The 19,815-nt window shown below is 73.2% G+C and carries 16 protein-coding genes; 7 read left to right on the forward strand and 9 right to left on the reverse strand.

Annotated features, from left to right (window positions below; genetic code table 11):
* Positions 1-90 precede the first annotated feature (90 nt).
* Positions 91-1,542 (reverse strand): helix-turn-helix domain-containing protein, encoded by a 1,452-nt coding sequence (locus IO30_RS47755; protein ID WP_031148183.1) that lies wholly within the window; start codon positions 1,540-1,542, stop codon positions 91-93.
* A 236-nt stretch (positions 1,543-1,778) separates the two neighbouring features.
* Between IO30_RS47755 and IO30_RS0130165 the strand changes: the two genes are divergently transcribed.
* Both IO30_RS0130165 and IO30_RS0130170 read left to right on the forward strand, forming a co-directional pair.
* On the forward strand, positions 1,779-2,396 hold the full coding sequence (locus tag IO30_RS0130165; protein ID WP_031148184.1) for a hypothetical protein: 618 nt from the start codon (positions 1,779-1,781) through the stop codon (positions 2,394-2,396).
* A 70-nt stretch (positions 2,397-2,466) separates the two neighbouring features.
* Complete coding sequence (locus IO30_RS0130170; protein WP_037895664.1) at positions 2,467-2,760, forward strand: DUF6343 family protein; 294 nt, start codon at positions 2,467-2,469, stop codon at positions 2,758-2,760.
* A 37-nt stretch (positions 2,761-2,797) separates the two neighbouring features.
* Here IO30_RS0130170 and IO30_RS0130175 read toward each other — a convergent pair whose 3' ends face one another.
* The 4 genes from IO30_RS0130175 to rpsA form a co-directional block, all read right to left on the reverse strand.
* Positions 2,798-3,205, reverse strand: a complete 408-nt coding sequence (locus tag IO30_RS0130175; protein ID WP_199921113.1) for a tetratricopeptide repeat protein — start codon at positions 3,203-3,205, stop codon at positions 2,798-2,800.
* An 80-nt stretch (positions 3,206-3,285) separates the two neighbouring features.
* Positions 3,286-3,915, reverse strand: a complete 630-nt coding sequence (coaE, locus tag IO30_RS0130180) for a dephospho-CoA kinase (RefSeq protein ID WP_031148187.1) — start codon at positions 3,913-3,915, stop codon at positions 3,286-3,288.
* A 49-nt stretch (positions 3,916-3,964) separates the two neighbouring features.
* Positions 3,965-4,903, reverse strand: a complete 939-nt coding sequence (locus IO30_RS0130185) for a PAC2 family protein (RefSeq protein ID WP_037895666.1) — start codon at positions 4,901-4,903, stop codon at positions 3,965-3,967.
* 262 nt (positions 4,904-5,165) lie between these two features.
* Complete coding sequence (rpsA, locus tag IO30_RS0130190; RefSeq protein WP_031148189.1) at positions 5,166-6,674, reverse strand: 30S ribosomal protein S1; 1,509 nt, start codon at positions 6,672-6,674, stop codon at positions 5,166-5,168.
* A 343-nt stretch (positions 6,675-7,017) separates the two neighbouring features.
* Between rpsA and IO30_RS0130195 the strand changes: the two genes are divergently transcribed.
* Both IO30_RS0130195 and hrpB read left to right on the forward strand, forming a co-directional pair.
* Complete coding sequence (locus tag IO30_RS0130195) at positions 7,018-7,866, forward strand: class I SAM-dependent methyltransferase (protein ID WP_031148190.1); 849 nt, start codon at positions 7,018-7,020, stop codon at positions 7,864-7,866.
* The gene (hrpB, locus tag IO30_RS0130200; protein ID WP_078904861.1) at positions 7,770-10,454 is read left to right on the forward strand and encodes an ATP-dependent helicase HrpB; all 2,685 of its coding nucleotides are present in this window, start codon (positions 7,770-7,772) and stop codon (positions 10,452-10,454) included. Before IO30_RS0130195 ends, hrpB begins: the two co-directional genes overlap by 97 nt.
* Here the strand turns inward: hrpB and pgfA are convergent.
* Together pgfA and IO30_RS44950 are read right to left on the reverse strand one after the other, a co-directional pair.
* Positions 10,444-11,427, reverse strand: a complete 984-nt coding sequence (pgfA, locus tag IO30_RS0130205; RefSeq protein ID WP_031148192.1) for a cell envelope lipid trafficking protein PgfA — start codon at positions 11,425-11,427, stop codon at positions 10,444-10,446. The two genes, hrpB and pgfA, sit on opposite strands and share 11 nt — an antisense overlap.
* A gap of 14 nt (positions 11,428-11,441) precedes the next feature.
* Positions 11,442-11,582: an SPW_0924 family protein gene (locus tag IO30_RS44950; RefSeq protein WP_107065204.1), complete on the reverse strand. Its 141-nt coding sequence runs from the start codon at positions 11,580-11,582 to the stop codon at positions 11,442-11,444.
* 177 nt (positions 11,583-11,759) lie between these two features.
* Between IO30_RS44950 and IO30_RS0130215 the strand changes: the two genes are divergently transcribed.
* Positions 11,760-12,158 (forward strand): DUF6234 family protein, encoded by a 399-nt coding sequence (locus IO30_RS0130215; protein WP_031148193.1) that lies wholly within the window; start codon positions 11,760-11,762, stop codon positions 12,156-12,158.
* A gap of 22 nt (positions 12,159-12,180) precedes the next feature.
* On the opposite strand, the gene IO30_RS41235 is transcribed toward IO30_RS0130215, so the two are convergent.
* Positions 12,181-13,542 (reverse strand): lytic transglycosylase domain-containing protein, encoded by a 1,362-nt coding sequence (locus IO30_RS41235; protein ID WP_051902671.1) that lies wholly within the window; start codon positions 13,540-13,542, stop codon positions 12,181-12,183.
* A gap of 204 nt (positions 13,543-13,746) precedes the next feature.
* On the opposite strand from IO30_RS41235, the gene IO30_RS0130225 reads away from it, so the two are divergent.
* Entirely contained in the window at positions 13,747-14,637 is an 891-nt protein-coding gene (locus tag IO30_RS0130225; protein ID WP_107065205.1) for a DUF4184 family protein, read from the forward strand.
* A gap of 31 nt (positions 14,638-14,668) precedes the next feature.
* Here IO30_RS0130225 and polA read toward each other — a convergent pair whose 3' ends face one another.
* Positions 14,669-17,392: a DNA polymerase I gene (polA, locus tag IO30_RS0130230; RefSeq protein ID WP_031148199.1), complete on the reverse strand. Its 2,724-nt coding sequence runs from the start codon at positions 17,390-17,392 to the stop codon at positions 14,669-14,671.
* A gap of 104 nt (positions 17,393-17,496) precedes the next feature.
* Here polA and IO30_RS0130235 point away from each other — a divergent pair, with 104 nt between their 5' ends.
* Positions 17,497-19,767: an FdhF/YdeP family oxidoreductase gene (locus IO30_RS0130235; RefSeq protein WP_031148201.1), complete on the forward strand. Its 2,271-nt coding sequence runs from the start codon at positions 17,497-17,499 to the stop codon at positions 19,765-19,767.
* Positions 19,768-19,815 lie beyond the last annotated feature (48 nt).

The raw sequence follows: 19,815 nt of genomic DNA on the forward strand, positions 1-19,815 counted from the left end.
CCTGTGCACCGAGTCTAGGTCCGGGCACTGACAACACAGCTGACCTGCACGTATCCTCTCCGGCCGCTGTCCTTGCCGCGGCACCGGTGGTCAGCGTGCCCAGCGTCCCTGTTCCGTGGCGTAGCCGTAGACGGGCCGGCCCTTGGTGGCGCTCGTGCGCAGCGGCCGGCCGTTGTCGTCGACCCGGAGGGTGCCGGACCCGGACGGTCCGGTCCAGCGCAGGTCGAGGGACCAGTCGCAGTCGCAGCCCTCGGTGGCGGCCTCGATCCGCAGCACCACCGGTTCGGACGCCGAGACCCGCAGCGGGAAGGCGGGGGCGGGCAGGGCGCTCCCGGAGTCGTTCCCCGCGACGGGGCGGGCCAGCGGGCGCGGCGCGTCCAGGTTCACCGTGAACTTGGCCGGGGTGAGGGCCCCGCCGCAGCCCTGGGACATCTGGTAGACGTTCCAGGGCAGCGGGGTCCGGCGCGCGCTCACCCTCACCTCCAGGTCCTCCAGGACCACGGCGCCCGGGCCCGTGCCGTGCAGGGTGACCTCCACGATCTGCGTCCCGGCGTGCACCGCCCGCTGCGAGGACGCCCAGGCGGCCGCGTCCGCCTCCACCGGCGGCGGGGGCAGGGCCCCGGGGCCCTGTGCGGCGAGGTAGGCGTGGTCGCAGCCCGAGGCCCACACGTGCGGGCGGACCGCGGCCCTGAGCGGCGCGCCCGCGGCGGGGGCCGTACCGGGCCCCGTGCCGCCCGAGGGCGCGGGACCCTGCGCGGGGGCGGAGCCGGCGGCCGAGCCCTGGGGCGCGGCAGGAACCGTGGCCGGGCCGGAGGGCGGGGCGGAGACCGCCCCGGATTCGGGGGCCGTCGGCTGCGGTGCTGCGGTGTCCGTCGCCGCCCGGGACGGAGCCGAGGGCGGCGCGGAGGCGGCCGGGCCCGCTCCGGCCGAGGGCGTCCCCCGGTCCGGCAGGGCCGCGGTCAGCACCGCCACAGCCACCGCACCCGCCGCGGCCCCGGCGACGGCCACGGCGGCTCCCCGCCGCCGGTACCAGCGCGGCCGGACCGGCTCCGGTACGTCCACCCGTCCGACCTCGGCAGCCTCAGCCGGTTCCGGCTCCGCTTCCGGCTCCGGGACCCCGGCGGCCTGAGCAACGGACGGCGCCTCCACCGCGGGCGCCGCCTCCGGCACAGGAACCGGCTCCGCCTCCCGATCCGGCTCCGGCTCCGGCTCCGGCTCCGACTCCGGAACGACCACCGGCAGCGGCACCGGCACCGGCGCGGCCCTTGCCACCGCCCGCCGCCGGGCGTCCGCCAGCAGCCACGCCCGGTGCAGCTCCACCGCCTCGGCCGGCCGCGCACCGCAGAGCCGCGCGAAGCGGTCCACGACGGCGAACTCCGTCGGCACGGCCTCGCCGTTGCAGTAGCGGTGCAGCGTCGAGGTGCTCGTGTGCAGCTTGCGCGCCAGCACCCCGTAGCTCAGCCCGGCACGTTCCTTGAGCTCCCGCATCAGCCGGGCGAACCGCTGCGCCTCGCCCTCGCCCGCCCCCGCGTCCTCTCCCACGCTTCCGTCCTCCCCCACGCCCACTCCCACACCCACGGCGTTCCCCCCGTCCCACGACTGCGTTCCATGCAGGGGGTGTTCCCCCAGGTGACAGCACGTACGGCCGTTCCAGTGTCCCGAATCCGCCGCGATCCGTCGTCCGACACCCCGGCCCGGGGAAAGGCTGTTGGCATCAGCATCCGCACTGACGGCGCGCCGGGTTGAGGCGCGTCATGTTGAAACGGGAGACACCGACCATGTTCCGACGTACGGGTACCGCCGCCACTTTCGCCTCCACCGTCCTCGCGGCGGCCGCCGCCCTCGTCCTCACCGCCTCGACCACCGCCACAGCGGCCACCGCGCCGGGGTTCCTCATCGGGACCGACCTGCCGCCGCACGCCAGCTCCCCGTGGTTCGCCGGTGACGTCACCAAGGGCCTGCCCGAGTTCGCGCCGTTCTGCCTGGACGGTGTGCTTCCGGCGGCGGGCAGCTGGCACCGCCAGTTCGGCACCGAATTCGACACCGGCGCCGTTCAGGTCTCCGTACGGTCCGCGTCGGCCTCTGCGGCGGCCAAGCTCGCCGGCACGCTGGAGCGCAAGGTCGCGGCCTGCGCCGCCGACTGGCTGCGGACGACCCCGGGCGGGACGGCTTCCTGGCAGGACTACGGGAAGGTGGCCGTCGAGGAGGGTGCGCACGTCTACGGGGTGCACGTCTCCATCCCCGAGTCCGAGCCGAGCGTGCACCTCTTCGGCATCGGCCGGGACGGGGCGACCGTGACCGTCGTGCAGTGGGGTGAGATGGGCAACCTGTCGCACGCTCCGGTCGGCGCGTTCAAGAAGACGACGACCAAGGCCGTGAACAAGCTCAACCCCTGATCCGCCGCGTACGGGCGGTCCCGGTGGGACCATGGGACGAGGGACCTCCGCACGATCCGAGGCGAGAGTGATGCGTTCCGGGAACGAGCCGGTGACCGCCCGCAGCCCGCTGCGGCTGCGGTTCTGGCTGAGTCTGTGGGGGCTGGTCTGGGCCGCCGCCGGGACGGCCGCATTCTCCGTGGCCGGCCGTCCCGGGTGGGCGGCGGCCTGCGGGGTACTGGCACTGCTGGCGGCCACGGACCTGTTCGTGGTGCTCCGGCACCTCGGCCAGGGGCCCCACTACCAGCCGGGCCCCGATGTCCCGCCCTACGAGCCTCCGGACGGGCCCGCGGACGGGCGCGCAGACAAGCCATCGCGCGGCTGACGGCCCGCCGCGCGAACGACCCTGCCGCTCGGTCCGCCTACTCCTCGAAGCGGGCCGCTTCCAGGTACTCGGGCTGCGGGTCGAGGGCGGCGGCCAGCCGGAAGTGTTTGCGCGCCTGCGCGGGCCTGCCGGAGCGCTGGTGGGTGCGGGCCAGTGCGAAGTGGGCGAAGGCGTTGTCCGGCTCCCGTTCCAGCACCAGCTCGAACTCCAGCTCGGCCGGGCGCAGTTGCGCAGCGGCGAAGAAGGCCCGCGCGCGCAGCAGCCGGGCCGCGGTGTTCTCCGGGTGGGCGGCTATCACCGAGTCGAGCAGTTTGACGGCGCCGCGCGGGTCGCGGGCGGCGAGCAGCTGCTCGGCGGCCCGGTAGTCGATGACGTGCGTCTCCGGGCTCGCCGGGCCGGACGGCACGGGCGAGGACGGCGGAGGCTGCGGCGTGGTGTCGGACACGGTCTGATCCTTCCCTCTACGGGCGCGTTCAACGCCCCGGGGCCCGTCCCCTATTCCATGAGCACGTCACGGGGCGGGCGTCAGGCCCCGGCACCCCCGGTGTCCGCCCCGGCTGCCCGGGCCCGCTCGGTGAGCTCCGCCCACACCTTGCGCACCTGGGGCTCCAGGGCCTCCAGGGGCCCGTCGTTGTCGATCACGAGGGTGGCCACGGCCAGCCGCTGCTCGCGCGTGGCCTGCGCGGCCATCCGGGCCCGCGCCTCCTCCTCGGCCATCCCGCGCAGCGCCGTCAGCCGGGTCAGCTGGGTCTGCGGGGCCGCGTCCACCACGACCACCAGGTCGTAGAGCGGGGCCAGTCCGTTCTCGGCGAGCAGCGGTACGTCGTGCACCACGATGGCTCCGGGGCCCGCGGCGGCCTCCAGCTCGGCGGACCGGGCCCCGACCAGCGGGTGCACGATCGCGTTGAGCGTCCGGAGCTTCGCCGGGTCGGCGAAGACGATCGACCCCAGCTTGGGCCGGTCCAGGGTGCCTTCGGCGGTCAGCACGTCCGGCCCGAAGGCCGCGACGACGGCCGCGAGCCCGGGGGTTCCGGGCTCGACGACCTCCCGTGCGATCCGGTCGGCGTCGACGACGACCGCCCCGTACCCCGCCAGCAGCCGCGAGACCTCGCTCTTGCCGGCACCGATTCCGCCCGTCAGGCCCACTTTCAGCATGCCCGCAGCCTAGTGCCGCCACCGGAAGGGGTCACCGGAACCCCCTGTGTCAGTTCTCGCCCTCGCGCTCCGCCAGGAACCGCTCGAACTCGCGGCCGATCTCGTCCGCCGAGGGGATCTCGGCCGGTTCGGCGATCATGTTGCCGCGGGTCTCGGCTCCGGCCGCCGCGTCGTACTGGTGCTCCAGGCCCTGCACCAGGGTGACCAGCTCGTCGTCGCCCTCGCGGATCTGCCGGTCGATCTCCGTCTGCGTGCGGTGCGCCTCGGTGCGCAGCGCGTGCGCCACGGCCGGCAGGACCAGCCCGGTCGCCGCCGTGATGGCTTCGAGCACCGTCAGCGCGGCGTCGGGGTACGCGGAGCGGGCCACGTAGTGCGGTACGTGGGCGGCGACGCCCAGGACGTCGTGGCCGGCCTGGCCGAGGCGGAACTCCACCAGCGATTCGGCGCTGCCGGGCACCTGGGCCTCGTCGAAGGGGCTGCGGTGCCCCGGCATGAGGTCGGTGCGGTTGCCGTGCGGGGTGATCCCGACGGGCCGGGTGTGCGGGACGCCCATCGGGATGCCGTGGAAGTTGACCGAGAGCCGCACGCCGAGCCGCTCGACTATCTGCCGGACGGCGACGGAGAACCGCTCCCACTCCACGTCCGGCTCGGGGCCGGAGAACAGCAGGAAGGGGGCGCCGGTGGCGTCCTGGACGAGGCGCACCTCCAGCCGGGGCTCCTCGAACTCCGTCCAGTGGTCGCGCTGGAAGGTGAGCAGCGGGCGCCGGGCCCGGTAGTCCACGAGGCGGTCCGCGTCGAAGCGGGCCACCACCTGGTGCGGCAGGGTGTCCAGGAGCCGCTCCACGATCTGCTCCCCGGCCTCACCTGCGTCGATGTACCCCTCGAAGTGGTAGAGCATGACCAGACCGGCCGAGTCCTGGGCCAGCGCCAGGTCGGCCACCGCCAGGCCCTTGGCGTCCCATTCGTACAAACCCTGTGGATCAAGCACCGTCAACCACTCCTCCTCGCCGCGTTCCCTGCCAAGAACGTCCAAGGCTGCTGCGCCATTCCCCAGTTGGCCCCTTTCACAGGAAAGCAACACGGGACGGCAACGCGGAAGAGCGCGGGGAGAGCGCGCGGGAGACAAGCAGTGCGGCAACCGGAAGACAGCCGGGAGGCGGCCGGGAGACAGCAGTGAGGCCCGCCCCCCGAAGGGGACGGGCCTCACGTTCAGCTCAGCTCAGCTCACACCGGGGTGTGATGCGCTGCGATCAGCTCTGGCCGCCGGCCAGCTTCTCGCGGAGCGCGGCCAGGGCCTCGTCCGACGCCAGGGCGCCGGAGGTCTCGTCCGACTCCGAGGAGTACGAACCACCCGAGATGCCCGCACCGGCGTTGCCACTGGCGGCCGGGGCGGCAGCACCCTCGGCGGCAGCGGCCTCGTCGGCCTCGCGGCTCTTGATGACCTGCGCCTGGTGCTGCTCGAAGCGCTGCTGCGCCTCGGCGTACTGGGTCTCCCAGGCCTCGCGCTGCTTGTCGAAGCCCTCGAGCCAGTCGTTGGTCTCGGGGTCGAAGCCCTCGGGGTAGATGTAGTTCCCCTGGTCGTCGTACGACGCGGCCATGCCGTACAGCGTCGGGTCGAACTCGACCGAGGCCGGGTCGGCACCGAAGGACTCGTTGGCCTGCTTCAGCGACAGCGAGATCCGGCGACGCTCGAGGTCGATGTCGATGACCTTGACGAAGATCTCGTCGTTGACCTGGACGACCTGCTCCGGGATCTCCACGTGGCGCTCGGCCAGCTCGGAGATGTGGACCAGACCCTCGATGCCCTCGTCCACGCGGACGAACGCACCGAACGGAACCAGCTTGGTGACCTTACCCGGGACGACCTGACCGATCTGGTGCGTCCGGGCGAACTGCTGCCACGGGTCTTCCTGCGTCGCCTTCAGCGACAGGGAGACGCGCTCGCGGTCCATGTCGACGTCGAGGACCTCGACGGTGACTTCCTGGCCGACCTCGACAACCTCGGACGGGTGGTCGATGTGCTTCCAGGACAGCTCGGAGACGTGGACGAGACCGTCGACGCCGCCCAGGTCCACGAAGGCACCGAAGTTGACGATCGAGGAAACGACGCCGGAGCGGACCTGACCCTTCTGCAGGGTGGTGAGGAACGTCTGGCGAACCTCGGACTGGGTCTGCTCGAGCCAGGCGCGGCGGGACAGGACCACGTTGTTGCGGTTCTTGTCCAGCTCGATGATCTTCGCCTCGAGCTCCTTGCCCACGTAGGGCTGGAGGTCGCGGACGCGACGCATCTCGACGAGAGAGGCCGGCAGGAAGCCGCGGAGGCCGATGTCGAGGATGAGACCACCCTTGACGACCTCGATGACGGTACCGGTGACGATGCCGTCTTCTTCCTTGATCTTCTCGATGGTGCCCCAGGCACGCTCGTACTGAGCGCGCTTCTTCGAGAGGATCAGGCGGCCTTCCTTGTCCTCCTTCTGGAGAACCAGGGCCTCGATCTCGTCGCCGACCTTGACGACCTCGTTCGGGTCGACGTCGTGCTTGATCGAGAGCTCGCGGCTGGGGATGACGCCTTCGGTCTTGTAACCGATGTCGAGGAGAACCTCGTCCCGGTCAACCTTGACGATGACGCCGTCGACGATGTCGCCATCGTTGAAGTACTTGATCGTCTCGTCGATCGCCGCGAGGAACGCGTCCGCGTCGCCGATGTCGTTGACCGCAACCTGCGGAGTGGTGGCGGTGGTCTCGGTGCTGCTCGTCATGTGGGAAAGGGCTCCGGTTACGGACAGAAAGTCGTAGGTACTGCTACGCCGGGAGCCCTTATCGGCATCCACCGAAGACCGGACAGCCAAGGAGGCCCCCGATCCGCAAGATGAGCGGCGGGGCCTCGAAAACCGAGGGGACATCAACAGATGCAAGCGCAGCCTGCTAGGTCTGAGGAGCACAGGCTCGCAGCGCAACTTGTAGCATACGGGGGCAGCCGGACAGGGTCAATGCGCGAAGGCGCACACCCCGGGCGGATCGCCGGATAACCGGCACAATTCTTCGGCGGGGAGGCCCTGATGGCCCTTCCTGCCGTATTCGCAGACTACGACGACGGGCCCCATGAACCAAGAGTCCTACGCCCCCCAAGACGCGCACGGAGCGGACGGCGACGCCCCGGACGACGCCGAGGCCACCCGCCGTGACGCGGGGGAAGCGGAGAGCAGTCGGGCCAGCCGGGGCTGGTGGGACCGCAACGCCGACGAGTACCAGAGCGAGCACGGGGCCTTCCTGGGCGACGACCGCTTCGTCTGGGGCCCGGAGGGACTCGACGAGGCGCAGGCCGCCCTCCTGGGCCCCGCCGCCTCCCTCAAGGGCAAGGACGTCCTGGAGATCGGCGCCGGCGCCGCCCAGTGCTCGCGCTGGCTGGCCGCCCAGGGCGCACGCCCGGTCGCCCTGGACCTCTCCCACCGCCAGCTCCAGCACGCCCTGCGCATCGGCGACGACGTGCCCCTGGTCGAGGCCGACGCCGGAAGGCTCCCCTTCCGCGACGCCTCCTTCGACCTCGCCTGCTCCGCCTACGGCGCCGTCCCCTTCGTCGCCGATCCGGTGAACGTGATGCGCGAGGTCCGCCGCGTCCTGCGCCCCGGCGGCCGCTGGGTCTTCTCCGTCACCCACCCGATCCGCTGGGCGTTCCCCGACGAACCCGGCCCCGAGGGGCTGTCGGTCGCCGCCTCCTACTTCGACCGGACCCCGTACGTGGAACAGGACGAGGACGGCAACGCCGTCTACGTCGAGCACCACCGCACGATCGGCGACCGGGTCCGCGACGTGGTCGCGGGCGGCTTCCGCCTCCTCGACCTGGTCGAACCGCAATGGCCCGAGTGGAACAGCCAGGAGTGGGGCGGCTGGTCCCCGCTGCGCGGCAACCTGATCCCGGGCACCGCGATCTTCGTGTGCGAGAGGGACTGACTCCCTTGACCTCCGCGCCGCCCCCCGACCGCAGCGCCGCCCTCGCCGCCCTTCCCGTACGGGAGGCCGTGCCCGCGCTCCTCGCAGCGCTCGACGGCCACGGCACGGCCGTGCTCTGCGCCCCTCCCGGCACCGGCAAGACCACCCTGGTCCCGCTGGTCCTGGCCGGGCTGGCGGGCGGGGGCCCGCGGCGCCGGGTGGTCGTCGCCGAGCCCCGCCGGATCGCCGCCCGGGCGGCAGCCCGGCGGATGGCCTGGCTGCTGGGCGAGCAGCCCGGCAAACGGGTGGGCTTCACCGTGCGCGGCGAACGGGTGGTGGGCCCGGGCACGCTGGTGGAGGTGGTCACCACCGGTGTGCTGCTCCAGCGGCTCCAGCGCGACCAGGAACTGTCCGGCGTCGACGTGGTCGTCCTGGACGAGTGCCACGAGCGGCATCTGGACGCCGACACCGTCGCCGCCTTCCTCCTGGACGTACGGGAGACCCTGCGGCCGGAGCTGCGCCTGGTCGCGGCCTCGGCGACGACCGACGCGGCCGGCTGGTCCCGGCTGCTGGGCGGCGCGCCGGTGGTGGAGGCCGCCGGGGTCGCGTACCCGGTGGAGACCGTGTGGGCTCCCCCGGCCAGGCCGGTGCGGCCCCCGCACGGGATGCGGGTGGACCCGGCGCAGCTGACGCACGTGGCCTCGGTGGTGCGGCGGGCCCTGGCGGAGCGCGAGGGCGACGTCCTGTGCTTCCTGCCCGGCGTCGGGGAGATCGCCCGGGTCGCCGGGCAGCTCGGCGGCGTGGACGCCGAGGTGCTCCAGGTCCACGGCCGGGCGTCGGCGGCCGTGCAGGACGCGGCGCTGACCGCCGCGGCGCACCGCCGCGTGATCCTCTCCACCGCGGTGGCCGAGTCGAGCCTGACGGTGCCCGGGGTGCGCGTGGTCGTGGACTCGGGGCTGGCCCGCGAACCCCGGGTCGACCATGCCCGCGGGCTGGGCGCGCTGGCGACCGTACGGGCCTCCCGCGCGGCCGGGCGCCAGCGGGCGGGCAGGGCCGGGCGCGAGGCGCCGGGCACGGTGTACCGCTGCTGGGCCGAGGCCGAGGACCTGCGGCTCCCCTCCTTCCCCGCGCCGGAGATCCGCCTCGCCGACCTGGCGCAGTTCGCCCTCCAGTCCGCCTGCTGGGGCGATCCCGACGCGGCCGGGCTGGCCCTGCTGGACCCGCCGCCCGCCGGCGCGATGGCCGCGGCGCGGGAGGTGCTGATCACCGTCGGCGCCGTGGACGCGGCGGGCCGCCCGACCCCGCGCGGCCTGCGGATGTCCCGCCTGGGGCTGCACCCCCGGCTGGCCCGCGCCCTGCTCGACGGGACCGCGGCCCTCGGGGCCCGGCGGGCGGCCGAGGTGGTGGCCCTGCTGAGCGAGGAGCCGCCGCGCGAGTACGGGGACGACCTGGCCGCGGCCTGGCGGGCGGCCCGCCGGGGTGCGGACGGCTACGCGGCACGCTGGCGCGCGGAGGTCCGCCGCCTGGAGCGGTCCGCCCAGGACCCGGCGGACGCTGCGAGCCCGGCGGACCCTGCGAGTCCGGCGGGCCCCTCGGGCCCCGGGTCCGCCCCGGCCCGCTCCCGCGCGCTCGCCGACGACGCGGCCGCCGGGCTCGTCGCCGCCCTGGCGTTCCCCGAGCGGGTCGCGAAGGCCCGGGGCGCGGGGGCGTTCCTCATGGCCTCCGGCACCGGGGCCGAACTCGGCGACGGGTCGGCCCTGCGCAGCGCGCCCTGGCTGGCCGTCGCCGTCGCCGACCGGGCCGCGCACTCCGCGTCCGCCCGGGTACGGCTCGCCGCCGTCGTCGACGAGGAGACCGCCCGTACGGCCTCCGGGCACCTGCTGAGCGGCGGCGAGGAGGTGCGCTGGGAGGACGGCGACGTGGTGGCCCGCTCCGTCGAGCGGCTCGGCGCGATCGAGCTGTCGGTGCGCCCGCTGCGCGATCCCGCTCCCGGCCGGACCCGCGAGGCACTGCTGGCGGGCCTGCGCCAGGAGGGGCTCGGCCTGCTGCGCTGGACCCAGGACGCCGCGGGGCTGCGGGCCCGGCTGGGCTTCCTGCACCGGACGCTCGGCGGCGGCTGGCCCGACGTGGCGGACGACGCCGCCCTGCTGGAGCGCGCCGACGACTGGCTGGAGCCCGAGCTGTCACGGGCCCGGCGCCGCGCGGACCTCGGCCGCATCGATGCCGGTCAGGCCCTGAACCGGCTGCTGCCGTGGGCCACCGGAGAGGCCGCCCGGCTGGACGAGCTGGCGCCCGAACGGATCGAGGTGCCCAGCGGTTCCCGCATCCGGGTGGACTACACGGCGGACCAGCCGGTGCTCGCCGTGAAGGTCCAGGAGCTGTTCGGGCTGGCCGAGACCCCCCGGGTCGCGGGCGTGCCCGTCCTGGTGCACCTGCTGTCGCCCGCCGGGCGGCCCGCCGCGGTCACCGCCGACCTCGCCTCCTTCTGGCAGGGCGGCTACCGGGCCGTCCGGGCCGAGCTGCGCGGCCGCTACCCCAAGCACCCCTGGCCGGAGGACCCGGCCACCGCCGAGCCCACCCGGCACACCAACGCCCGGCTCAGGCGCTGAGCCCCTCCTCCGGGACCTCCCGCGGCCTGCGGCCCCGGGCCTCCAGCCACAGAGCCAGCCCGAGGAACAGCAGCCCGCCGGCGGCGAGGCCCGCCGGGGCGTAGGTGTGCAGGGCGAGGACCTTCGTACGGTTCGCGGAGACCAGGTCGAAGGTGTGGTCGGCGTAGTCGGCGCGCATCTTGACGTGGCCCGCGAAGGCGGTGAGCTTCCCGTCGGGGCCGCCCGCCGCGATGCCGCCGCGCATCTCCTGCTGGATCTGCTGCTCGGCGTTGACGGGCGCCCCGGTCACCGGGTCGACCCAGAACATCGCCTTGACCGTGTACCAGAGGCTGGTGCCGGTGGTCTGTTCGATCGTCGCCGGGTCGATGCCCTCGATCGGCATCTTCTTGGGCATGGGGACCTTGGTCCACGGGACGGTCTGCTCGAAGTAGTAGACCTCCATCCCCCGGTAGGTGCGCGGGCCGACGTAGTGGATCGGCGAGGAGGAGCGGGTCTGCGCGTCGAAGTAGAGGTAGTCGCGGGGCTCGGTGAAGAACGGCCACTTGAACTCGATGCCCTCGCGCTTGACGGGGTCCCCGTCGACCATCTCGCCGGTGGCGTGCACCGGGTCCTGGGTGTGGGCGTCGAAGATGTAGCGCTCGGGGATCTGGGAGACCATCTTCCCGTCCGGCCCGATGATGTACGACAGCGTGTCCCAGACGACGACGTCCTTGCCCGCGTCGGCCTCGATCTCCTTCGACGCCTCCACGTTGCCCTTGAGGGTCTGGACGATCGTGACCTTGTCGACCTTCTTGGGCTTCATGCCGTCGTTGTAGTCGATGAGGGTGGCGTCCTTCGCCTCCAGGACCATCTCCTGGTACTGGTTCGGCGGGATCTTCGCGAGCCGCGGGTACGCGTACCAGCGCAGCAGCGGCGCGAGGGCCGCGCAGAACACGGCGAGGGCCAGCAGGACAAGGCTCGCTCTGCGTCGCATGGCCGGGCCCTCCTCTACTTTCCGGGCGCGGCGGGCGCGGTGGTGAGCAACGGCTTGGGCGAGGTCTTGCCTTCGGGCGCCCCGAACGCCGTGACGGCGAGGACGAGGAGCACCGCGAGGACGAGCCCGCCGGCGGCGGCGATGGCTGCGCGCATGCCGGGCCTCCGGAATCTGATAGGGCGTCAGGGCGGAGGCACCGTAGCAACGCGGAGGCGAGATGAGAACCGTCTGGGCCTGCAGTTTCACGGGCGGCGGCGGCGCGGGCCGCGCAGCGTCGGCCCTGAGTACGGGTACTCATGCCCGGGCGGGCTCCCGAGGGCAGGGTGGTGGGCATGGACACCTCACCTGCGCCTGCCGGCCCGCGGGAACACCGGGGCCCGGGCGCGGACGTCGCCCGGGCCGCCTTCCTGATCGTGGGCGAACTCCTCGCCCTGGCCACGGTCTTCTTCCTGTGGGTGCTCTCCGGGCTGAGCTTCGGCCCCTCGACGGACGAGGGCCATCCGGTCTGGGGCTACCTGGTGGCCGCGGGGTGCCTGGCGGTCCTGATGACCTGGGCGAGCCTGGGCGCGTCCCACCGCGGCGAAGGGGTGACCGCCGTGACGCAGGCCCTCATGGCGATGGGGACGGTGGTGGTGATCCTCGGCGGCGCCTCCTACCAGCACCGCGAGGACACCCCGCCGCCTCCGGACCCGTGCCTGAAGTCGCCCTCCGCACCGTGGTGCTACGGCTGACGGACCGGACCGGACCGCGCGCCTACGGGGCTTCGGCCGGACCCTGCACCGGGCCGGGGGCCGCCGCTCCGGAGGCCGAGGGCGTGGGCCGGGCACTGGCGGAGGGGCTGGGCTTCGGGCTGGGCGCGGAACTCGCGGTCGGGGTCGGCTTGGGGGTGGGGGTCGGCGTCGGGGTGGGAGTCGGGGTCGGGGTGGGAGTCGGCGTCGGCGTCGGCTCAGGGGTCGGCGTCGGCGTCGGGGTGGGAGTCGGCTCAGGCGTCCGCGTGGGCGTGGGAGTCGGCTCAGGGGTAGGAGTTGGCTCAGGTGTCGGCGTCGGCGTGGGAGTCGGTGTAGGCGTCGGCTCAGGCGTCGGGCTCGGCTTCGGGTCCGGCGTAGGGCTGGGCTTCGGGTCCGGCGTGGGCTCCGGCTTCGGGTCCGGCTTCGGCTTCGGGTCCGGCTTGGGCTCCTGCTTCGGCGGGCTCACCGCGGGCACGCCCGCCCCGGTACCCGCGCCCGCGCCCGCACCGTCCGGGACCTCGTGCGTCCCCTTCAGGTAGTACGTGAACCAGGACCGCACCGTCCGCAGGTAAGCCGTGGACCGGTTGTACGAGAGCACCGCCCGGTCCAGGTCGGCGTCCCGCCGCAGGTCCCGGTCGCCCGCGCACAGGTACCGTCCGGCCGCCAGCGCCGCGTCGTACACGTTGTTCGGGTTGCGCCGGCCGTCGCCGTCCGCGTCCTGCCCCCAAGCCGCCCACGTGGAGGGGATGAACTGCATCGGCCCGACCGCCCGGTCGTAGCGGCCGTCCCCGTCGTAGGCCCCGCCGTCCGTGTCGGAGATGTTCGCGAAGCCGTTGCCGTCGAGCACCGGTCCCAGGATCGGCCGCAGCGTGGTCCCCGCCCCGTCCACCCGGCCGCCGCGCGCCTGCCCGGACTCCACCTTGCCGATCGCCGCGAGCAGTTGCCAGCGCAGCCCGCAGCCCGGGTCGCTCTCCCCCACCGTCGCCTCCGCCCGCCGGTACGCCGCGAGCACGCTCGCCGGTATCCCCTGCGCGCCCTCGCCCGCGCCGGTGACCACCTGCTCGGCCTGCGCTCCCGTCCCGGCCTGCGGCTGCTGCGCCTGCGCCGGGTCCGCCGCGTCCGGCGGCTGCTGCTGCCCGTCCTCGGGCAGCAGGACGGCCGGCGGCTCGGGGCTGATCAGCGGCGGCAGTTCGGTGAAGTAGGAGGAGTCGCCTCCGGATTCTGCCGCGGGAAGGGGCTGCGGGCTGCCCTTCCCCGCCGTGTCCGTCCGCCCGGCGCTCCCGGCGCCCGGACCCTGGGACGCGGTCACCGCGGCGACCACCAGCGCGGAGGCGAGGGCGGCCATGGCGCCCCGGCGCAGCCTGCGTCCGAATATTCGAGCCGACATGAGCCGGACCCCTCCCCCTCGACGTCCGCGCGACCTTATGCCAACTCCCTGCACACGGCACGCACCGTGACGGGGATTTCACCACATCCCCACGTCCCTGCCCAGGTCACGCATACTGTCCAGACCCTTCATGGGCATTGGCCCGAAGTAAGGAACCCGCGCCGGGGGCTCCCGGCGGTCCCCGACCCCCCGAGGAGAGGCGCCGTGCCGTTCACTCTCAGCCATGCGGCCGCCGTACTTCCGGCCGTCCGCCGCACCGGACGCGCACGCGGGCCGCTCGTCGCCTCGGCCCTGGTCCTCGGATCGTTCGCGCCGGACACCTTCTACTTCGCCGACGCGGTGGTCTCCGGCGTCATGGGGTACGGGACGTTCACGCACTCCCTGCCCGGTGTCCTGACCGCGGACGCGGCGCTCACCGCCGCCCTCGTGGCCTGCTGGCTGTTGCTGCGCGAACCGCTGATCGCGCTCCTGCCGGCCGGCTGGCGGGGCCGGGTGCACGCGTTCGTGCGCGGCGAGCACTGGCGGGGCCGCCGGCTCCTGCCGCTCGCGCTCTGGTTCTACCTCTCGGCGGTGGCCGGCTCGCTCACGCACGTGGTGTGGGACAGCTTCACGCACCTGGACCGCTGGGGGACGCAGCTCCTGCCGGACCTCGGCGAGCCGCTCGCCTTCGGGCTGCCGCTGTACTCCTACCTCCAGTACGGCAGTTCGGCGGTGGCGGCCGTGGCGCTGGTGTGGTTCACGGCGACCGCGCTGCGGCGGCTGCCGCCGGCCCCGGCCCCCGCGTCCGTCCCGGTGCTGACCCGCGCCGAAGTGCGGGGCGCGCTCGCACTGGTGACGGTGTGCGTCGCGGCCGGGGTCACGATGCGGGTGGTCCGCTTCTTCACGTTCTTCGACCGGATCGACAGTCCGCTCGACATCATCCCGACGGTCTGCTTCGGCGCGGGCGGCGGCCTCGCCGTCGCGCTGCTGCTGTACGGGGCCCTCGTACGGCTGCGCCACCGCCACCGCCACCGCCGCGACCACGACCAGGACCAGGACCAGGACAGCAACGGTCACGACGGCCGCGACGCACGGACGCCCGTCCCCACCGCATAACGGGGGACGGGCGTCCGCGGGCCGGTGCAGGTCAGTGCGCGGCGGACTCCCAGTCCGCGCCGACGCCCACCGAGACGTCCAGCGGGGCGCGGAGCTCGACGGCGGCGCCCATCTCGCGGCGCACCAGCTCCTCCACCTTCTTCCGCTCGCCCGGGGCGATCTCCAGCACGATTTCGTCATGGACCTGGAGCAGCATCCGCGACTTCAGCCCGGCCTCCGTGACCGCCCGGTCCACGCGCAGCATCGCCACCTTCACGATGTCGGCCGCCGTGCCCTGGATCGGGGCGTTCAACGCCATCCGCTCGGCGGCCTCACGACGCTGGCGGTTGTCGCTGTTGAGGTCGGGCAGGTAGCGGCGGCGGCCGAAGACCGTCGCCGTGTACCCGGTCGCCCGGGCCTCGTCGACGACCCGCTGGAGGTACTCGCGGACCCCGCCGAACCGCTCGAAGAAGGTGTCCATCAGGCCGCGCGCCTCGGCGGGCTCGATGTTCAGCTGCTGGGCCAGCCCGAAGGCGGACAGCCCGTACGCGAGCCCGTACGACATGGCCTTGATCTTGCGGCGCATCTCGGCATCGACCGCGGACCGCTCGACCCCGAACACCTGGGAGGCGACGGTGGTGTGCAGGTCCTCGCCGGTCGCGAACGCCTCGATCAGGCCCTCGTCCTCGGACAGGTGCGCCATCACGCGCAGCTCGATCTGGCTGTAGTCGGCCGTCATCAGGGACTCGAAGCCCTCGCCGACGACGAAACCGCGGCGGATGGCGCGGCCCTCGTCGGTGCGCACCGGCACGTTCTGCAGGTTCGGGTCGGTCGAGGACAGCCGGCCCGTCGCGGCGACGGTCTGGCTGAAGCTGGTGTGCACCCGCCCGTCCGCGCCGATGGTCTTGACCAGGCCCTCCACGGTCACCCGCAGCTTGGCCTGCTCACGGTGACGCAGCATGATCACCGGCAGTTCGTGGTCGGTCTGCGTGGCCAGCCAGGCCAGGGCGTCCGCGTCCGTGGTGTAGCCGGTCTTGGTCTTCTTGGTCTTCGGCAGGTCCAGCTCGCCGAAGAAGACCTCCTGGAGCTGCTTGGGCGATCCCAGGTTGAACTCGTGGCCGACCGCCGCGTGCGCCTCCTTCACCGCCTGCTGCACGGCGCCCGCGAACTGCTGCTCCATGGCCTCCAGGTGATCGCGGTCGGCGGCGATACCGGCCCGCTCCATCCGGGCCAGCAGCTCCGAGGTCGGCAGCTCCATGTCGTGCAGCAGCTCCGCCGCACCCACCTCGTCCAGCTTGCCGGTGAAGGCCTCACCGAGGTCCAGGACCGCACGGGCCTGCGCCATCAGCGCCTCCGCCTCGGCCGTGTCGTCGGCGCCGAAGGCCAGCTGCCCGTCCGCGGCGGCCGGAGCCAGCTCCCGGTGCAGGTACTCGTTCGACAGGACGTCCAGGGCGAAGGACCGCCGGCCCGGCTTGACCAGGTACGCGGCGAGCGCGGTGTCCATGGTGACGCCCGCCAGGGTCCAGCCGTGCTCCGGGAAGACCCGCATCAGGCCCTTCGCGTTGTGCACGACCTTCGGCCGCGCCGCGTCCGCGGCCCAGGCCGCGAAAGCCCGCTCATCGGCCTCGTCCAGCGCGGACGGCTCGAACCAGGCGGCCGGGCCGTCGGCCGCCGCCAGCGCGATCTCGCTCACGTTGCCCTGGCCCAGGGCCCAGCTGTCGACGGTGGACACACCCAGCGGCGCACCCCCACGGGCCTGAAGCCACGGCCCGAGCTCGCCCGCGCCCAGCACGGACCCGTCCAGCTCCACACCCGCCGCGACCGGGGCCGGCGCCTCCTCCTCGGCAGCGCCCGGGTCCACGGCCAGCAGCCGCTCCCGCAGCGAGGCGTTGCGGATCTCCAGCACGTCCAGCACCCCGGTCACCGCGGACCGGTCGTAGGGGGCGCGGGCCAGGTCCTCGGGCGCCTTCGGCAGCTCCACGTCCTTGACCATCTCGGTCAGGACCCGGTTGAGCTTGACGGCCTCCAGGTGGTCCCGGAAGTTCTGCCCGGCCTTCCCCTTGACCTCCTCGGCCCGCTCGACGAGCTCCTTGAACGACCCGAACTGCGTGATCCACTTGGCGGCCGTCTTCTCCCCGACGCCCGGAATGCCCGGCAGGTTGTCGGACGGGTCCCCGCGCAGCGCCGCGAAATCCGGGTACTGCTGCGGGGTGAGCCCGTACTTCTCCTCGACCTTCTCCGGCGTGAACCGGGTCAGCTCGGAGACGCCCTTCGTCGGGTACAGCACGGTCGTCCGCTCGGACACGAGCTGGAAGGAGTCCCGGTCACCGGTGACGATCAGGACGTCGAAGCCGAGGGCCTCCGCCTGCGTCGCCAGCGTCGCGATCACGTCGTCCGCCTCGAAGCCGTCCACGGCGAACCGCGGCACCTTCATCGCGTCGAGGAGCTCGCCGATCAGCTCGACCTGCCCCTTGAACTCGTCCGGCGTCTTGGAACGGTTCGCCTTGTACTCGGGGAACTCGGTCGAGCGCCACGTCTTGCGGGACACGTCGAACGCCACCGCGAAGTGCGTGGGCGCCTCGTCGCGCAGCGTGTTCGCCAGCATCGACGCGAAGCCGTAGATGGCGTTCGTCGGCTGGCCGGTCGCCGTCGTGAAATTCTCCGCGGGCAGCGCGAAGAACGCCCGGTACGCCAGGGAGTGCCCGTCCATGAGCATCAGGCGGGGGCGGCCCGCTGCGGTCGTCTGGTCGGTCTTCTTCGATGCTGAATCTGCCACGCCCCCGATCCTAGGCGCCCCCGCCGACAATTCCGGCGTCGGCGATGTCCCCCGGGCGTGACAGGATCGGACACGTAAGCGATGACAGCTCGAAGGGGAGCGACATGGCCGCCAAGCCGCCCGCAGGTGATCCCGTACAGGACGCGCCGCAGGTCGCGCCCCCCAAGCACGCGGCCGCCGGACTGCCCGCCATCGGGTACACGCTGAAGGCCGCGCAGCAGCAGATGGGCCTGGCCCGCACCGCCCGCACCCTCCTCAAGGTCAACCAGAAGGACGGCTTCGACTGCCCCGGCTGCGCCTGGCCCGAGGGCGACAAGCGGCACACCTTCGAATTCTGCGAGAACGGCGCCAAGGCCGTCGCCGAGGAAGCCACCCTGCGCCGGGTCACCCCCGAATTCTTCGCCGCGCACCCGCTCGCCGACCTGGCCGGCCGCTCCGGCTACTGGCTGGGCCAGCAGGGCCGCATCACCCACCCCGTGTACCTGCCCGAGGGCGCCGACCGGTACGAGGAGATCAGCTGGGAGCGGGCCTTCGCCGTCATCGCCGAGGAGCTCACCGCCCTCGACTCCCCCGACGAGGCCGTCTTCTACACCTCCGGCCGCACCAGCAACGAAGCCGCGTTCCTCTTCCAGCTCTTCGTCCGCGAATTCGGCACCAACAACCTGCCCGACTGCTCCAACATGTGCCACGAGTCCTCGGGCTCCGCACTGAACGAGACCATCGGCATCGGCAAGGGCAGCGTCTCCCTGGAGGACCTCCACCAGGCCGACCTGATCATCGTCGCCGGACAGAACCCGGGCACCAACCACCCCCGCATGCTCTCCGCCCTGGACAAGGCCAAGTCCGCCGGCGCGAAGATCATCTCGGTGAACCCGCTGCCCGAAGCCGGCATGGAACGCTTCAAGGACCCCCAGACCGCCGCCGGCATGCTCAAGGGCACCGCCCTGAACGACCTGTTCCTCCAGATCCGCATCGGCGGCGACCAGGCCCTCTTCCGCCTCCTGAACAAACTCGTCATCGAGGCCGGCGGCGCCACCGACGAAGACTTCATCCGCGAACACACCCACGGCTACGAGGAGTTCGCCGCAGCCGCCAAGGAAACCGACTGGGACGACACCCTCACCGCCACCGGCCTCACCCGCCCCGACATCGAACGCGCCCTCGCCATGATCCTGGCCTCCGAGCGCACCATCATCTGCTGGGCCATGGGCCTCACCCAGCACAAGCACTCCGTCGCCACCATCCGCGAGGTCGTCAACCTCCTCCTGCTCCGCGGCAACATCGGCCGCCCCGGCGCCGGCGTCTGCCCCGTCCGCGGCCACTCCAACGTCCAGGGCGACCGCACCATGGGCATCTTCGAACGCCCCGCACCCGCCTTCCTCGACGCCCTCGACAAGGAATTCGGCATCACCTCGCCCCGCCACCACGGCTTCGACGTGGTCCGCGCCATCGAGGCCCTGCGCGACGGCGAGGCCAAGGTCTTCTTCGCCATGGGCGGCAACTTCGTCGGAGCCACCCCCGACACCGACGTCACCGAGGCCGCCGTCCGCCGCGCCCGCCTGACCGTCCACGTCTCCACCAAACTCAACCGCTCCCACGCCGTCACCGGCCGGCGCGCCCTGATCCTGCCCACCCTCGGCCGCACCGACAAGGACGTCCAGGCCACCGGCAAGCAGTTCGTGACCGTCGAGGACTCCATGGGCATGGTCCACGCCTCCCGCGGCAACCTCACCCCCGCCGGCCCCGCCCTGCTCTCCGAGCCCGCCATCGTCGCCCGCATGGCCCGCGCCGTCCTCGGCAGCGCCTCCAGCACCCCCTGGGAGGAGTTCGAGCAGGACTACGCCACCATCCGCGACCGGATCTCCCGCGTCGTCCCCGGCTTCCAGGACTTCAACACCCGGGTCGCCCGCCCCGGCGGCTTCCAGCTCCCGCACGGCCCCCGCGACGAACGCCGCTTCCCCACCACGACCGGCAAGGCCAACTTCACCGCCGCACCCGTGGAATACCCCCGCGTCCCCCAAGGACGCCTGCTCCTGCAGACCCTGCGCAGCCACGACCAGTACAACACCACCATCTACGGCCTCGACGACCGCTACCGCGGCATCACCGGCGGCCGCCGCATCGTCATGGTCAACCCCGAGGACGCCGCCGAACTCGGACTCGCCGACGGCGCCTACACCGACCTGATCGGCGAATGGAAGGACGGCGTGGAACGCCGCGCCCCCGGCTTCCGCATCGTCCACTACCCCACCGCCCGCGGATGCGCCGCCGCCTACTACCCCGAGACCAACGTCCTGGTCCCCCTCGACTCCACCGCCGACACCAGCAACACCCCCGCATCCAAGTCCGTCGTCATCCGCTTCGAACCGGCCTGATAGAACGACCCCAGGACAAGATGGTTAACGAGCGTTGACGAACGGAGC

It is taken from the genome of Streptomyces xanthophaeus (assembly GCF_000725805.1).
Lineage (GTDB): Bacteria > Actinomycetota > Actinomycetes > Streptomycetales > Streptomycetaceae > Streptomyces > Streptomyces xanthophaeus.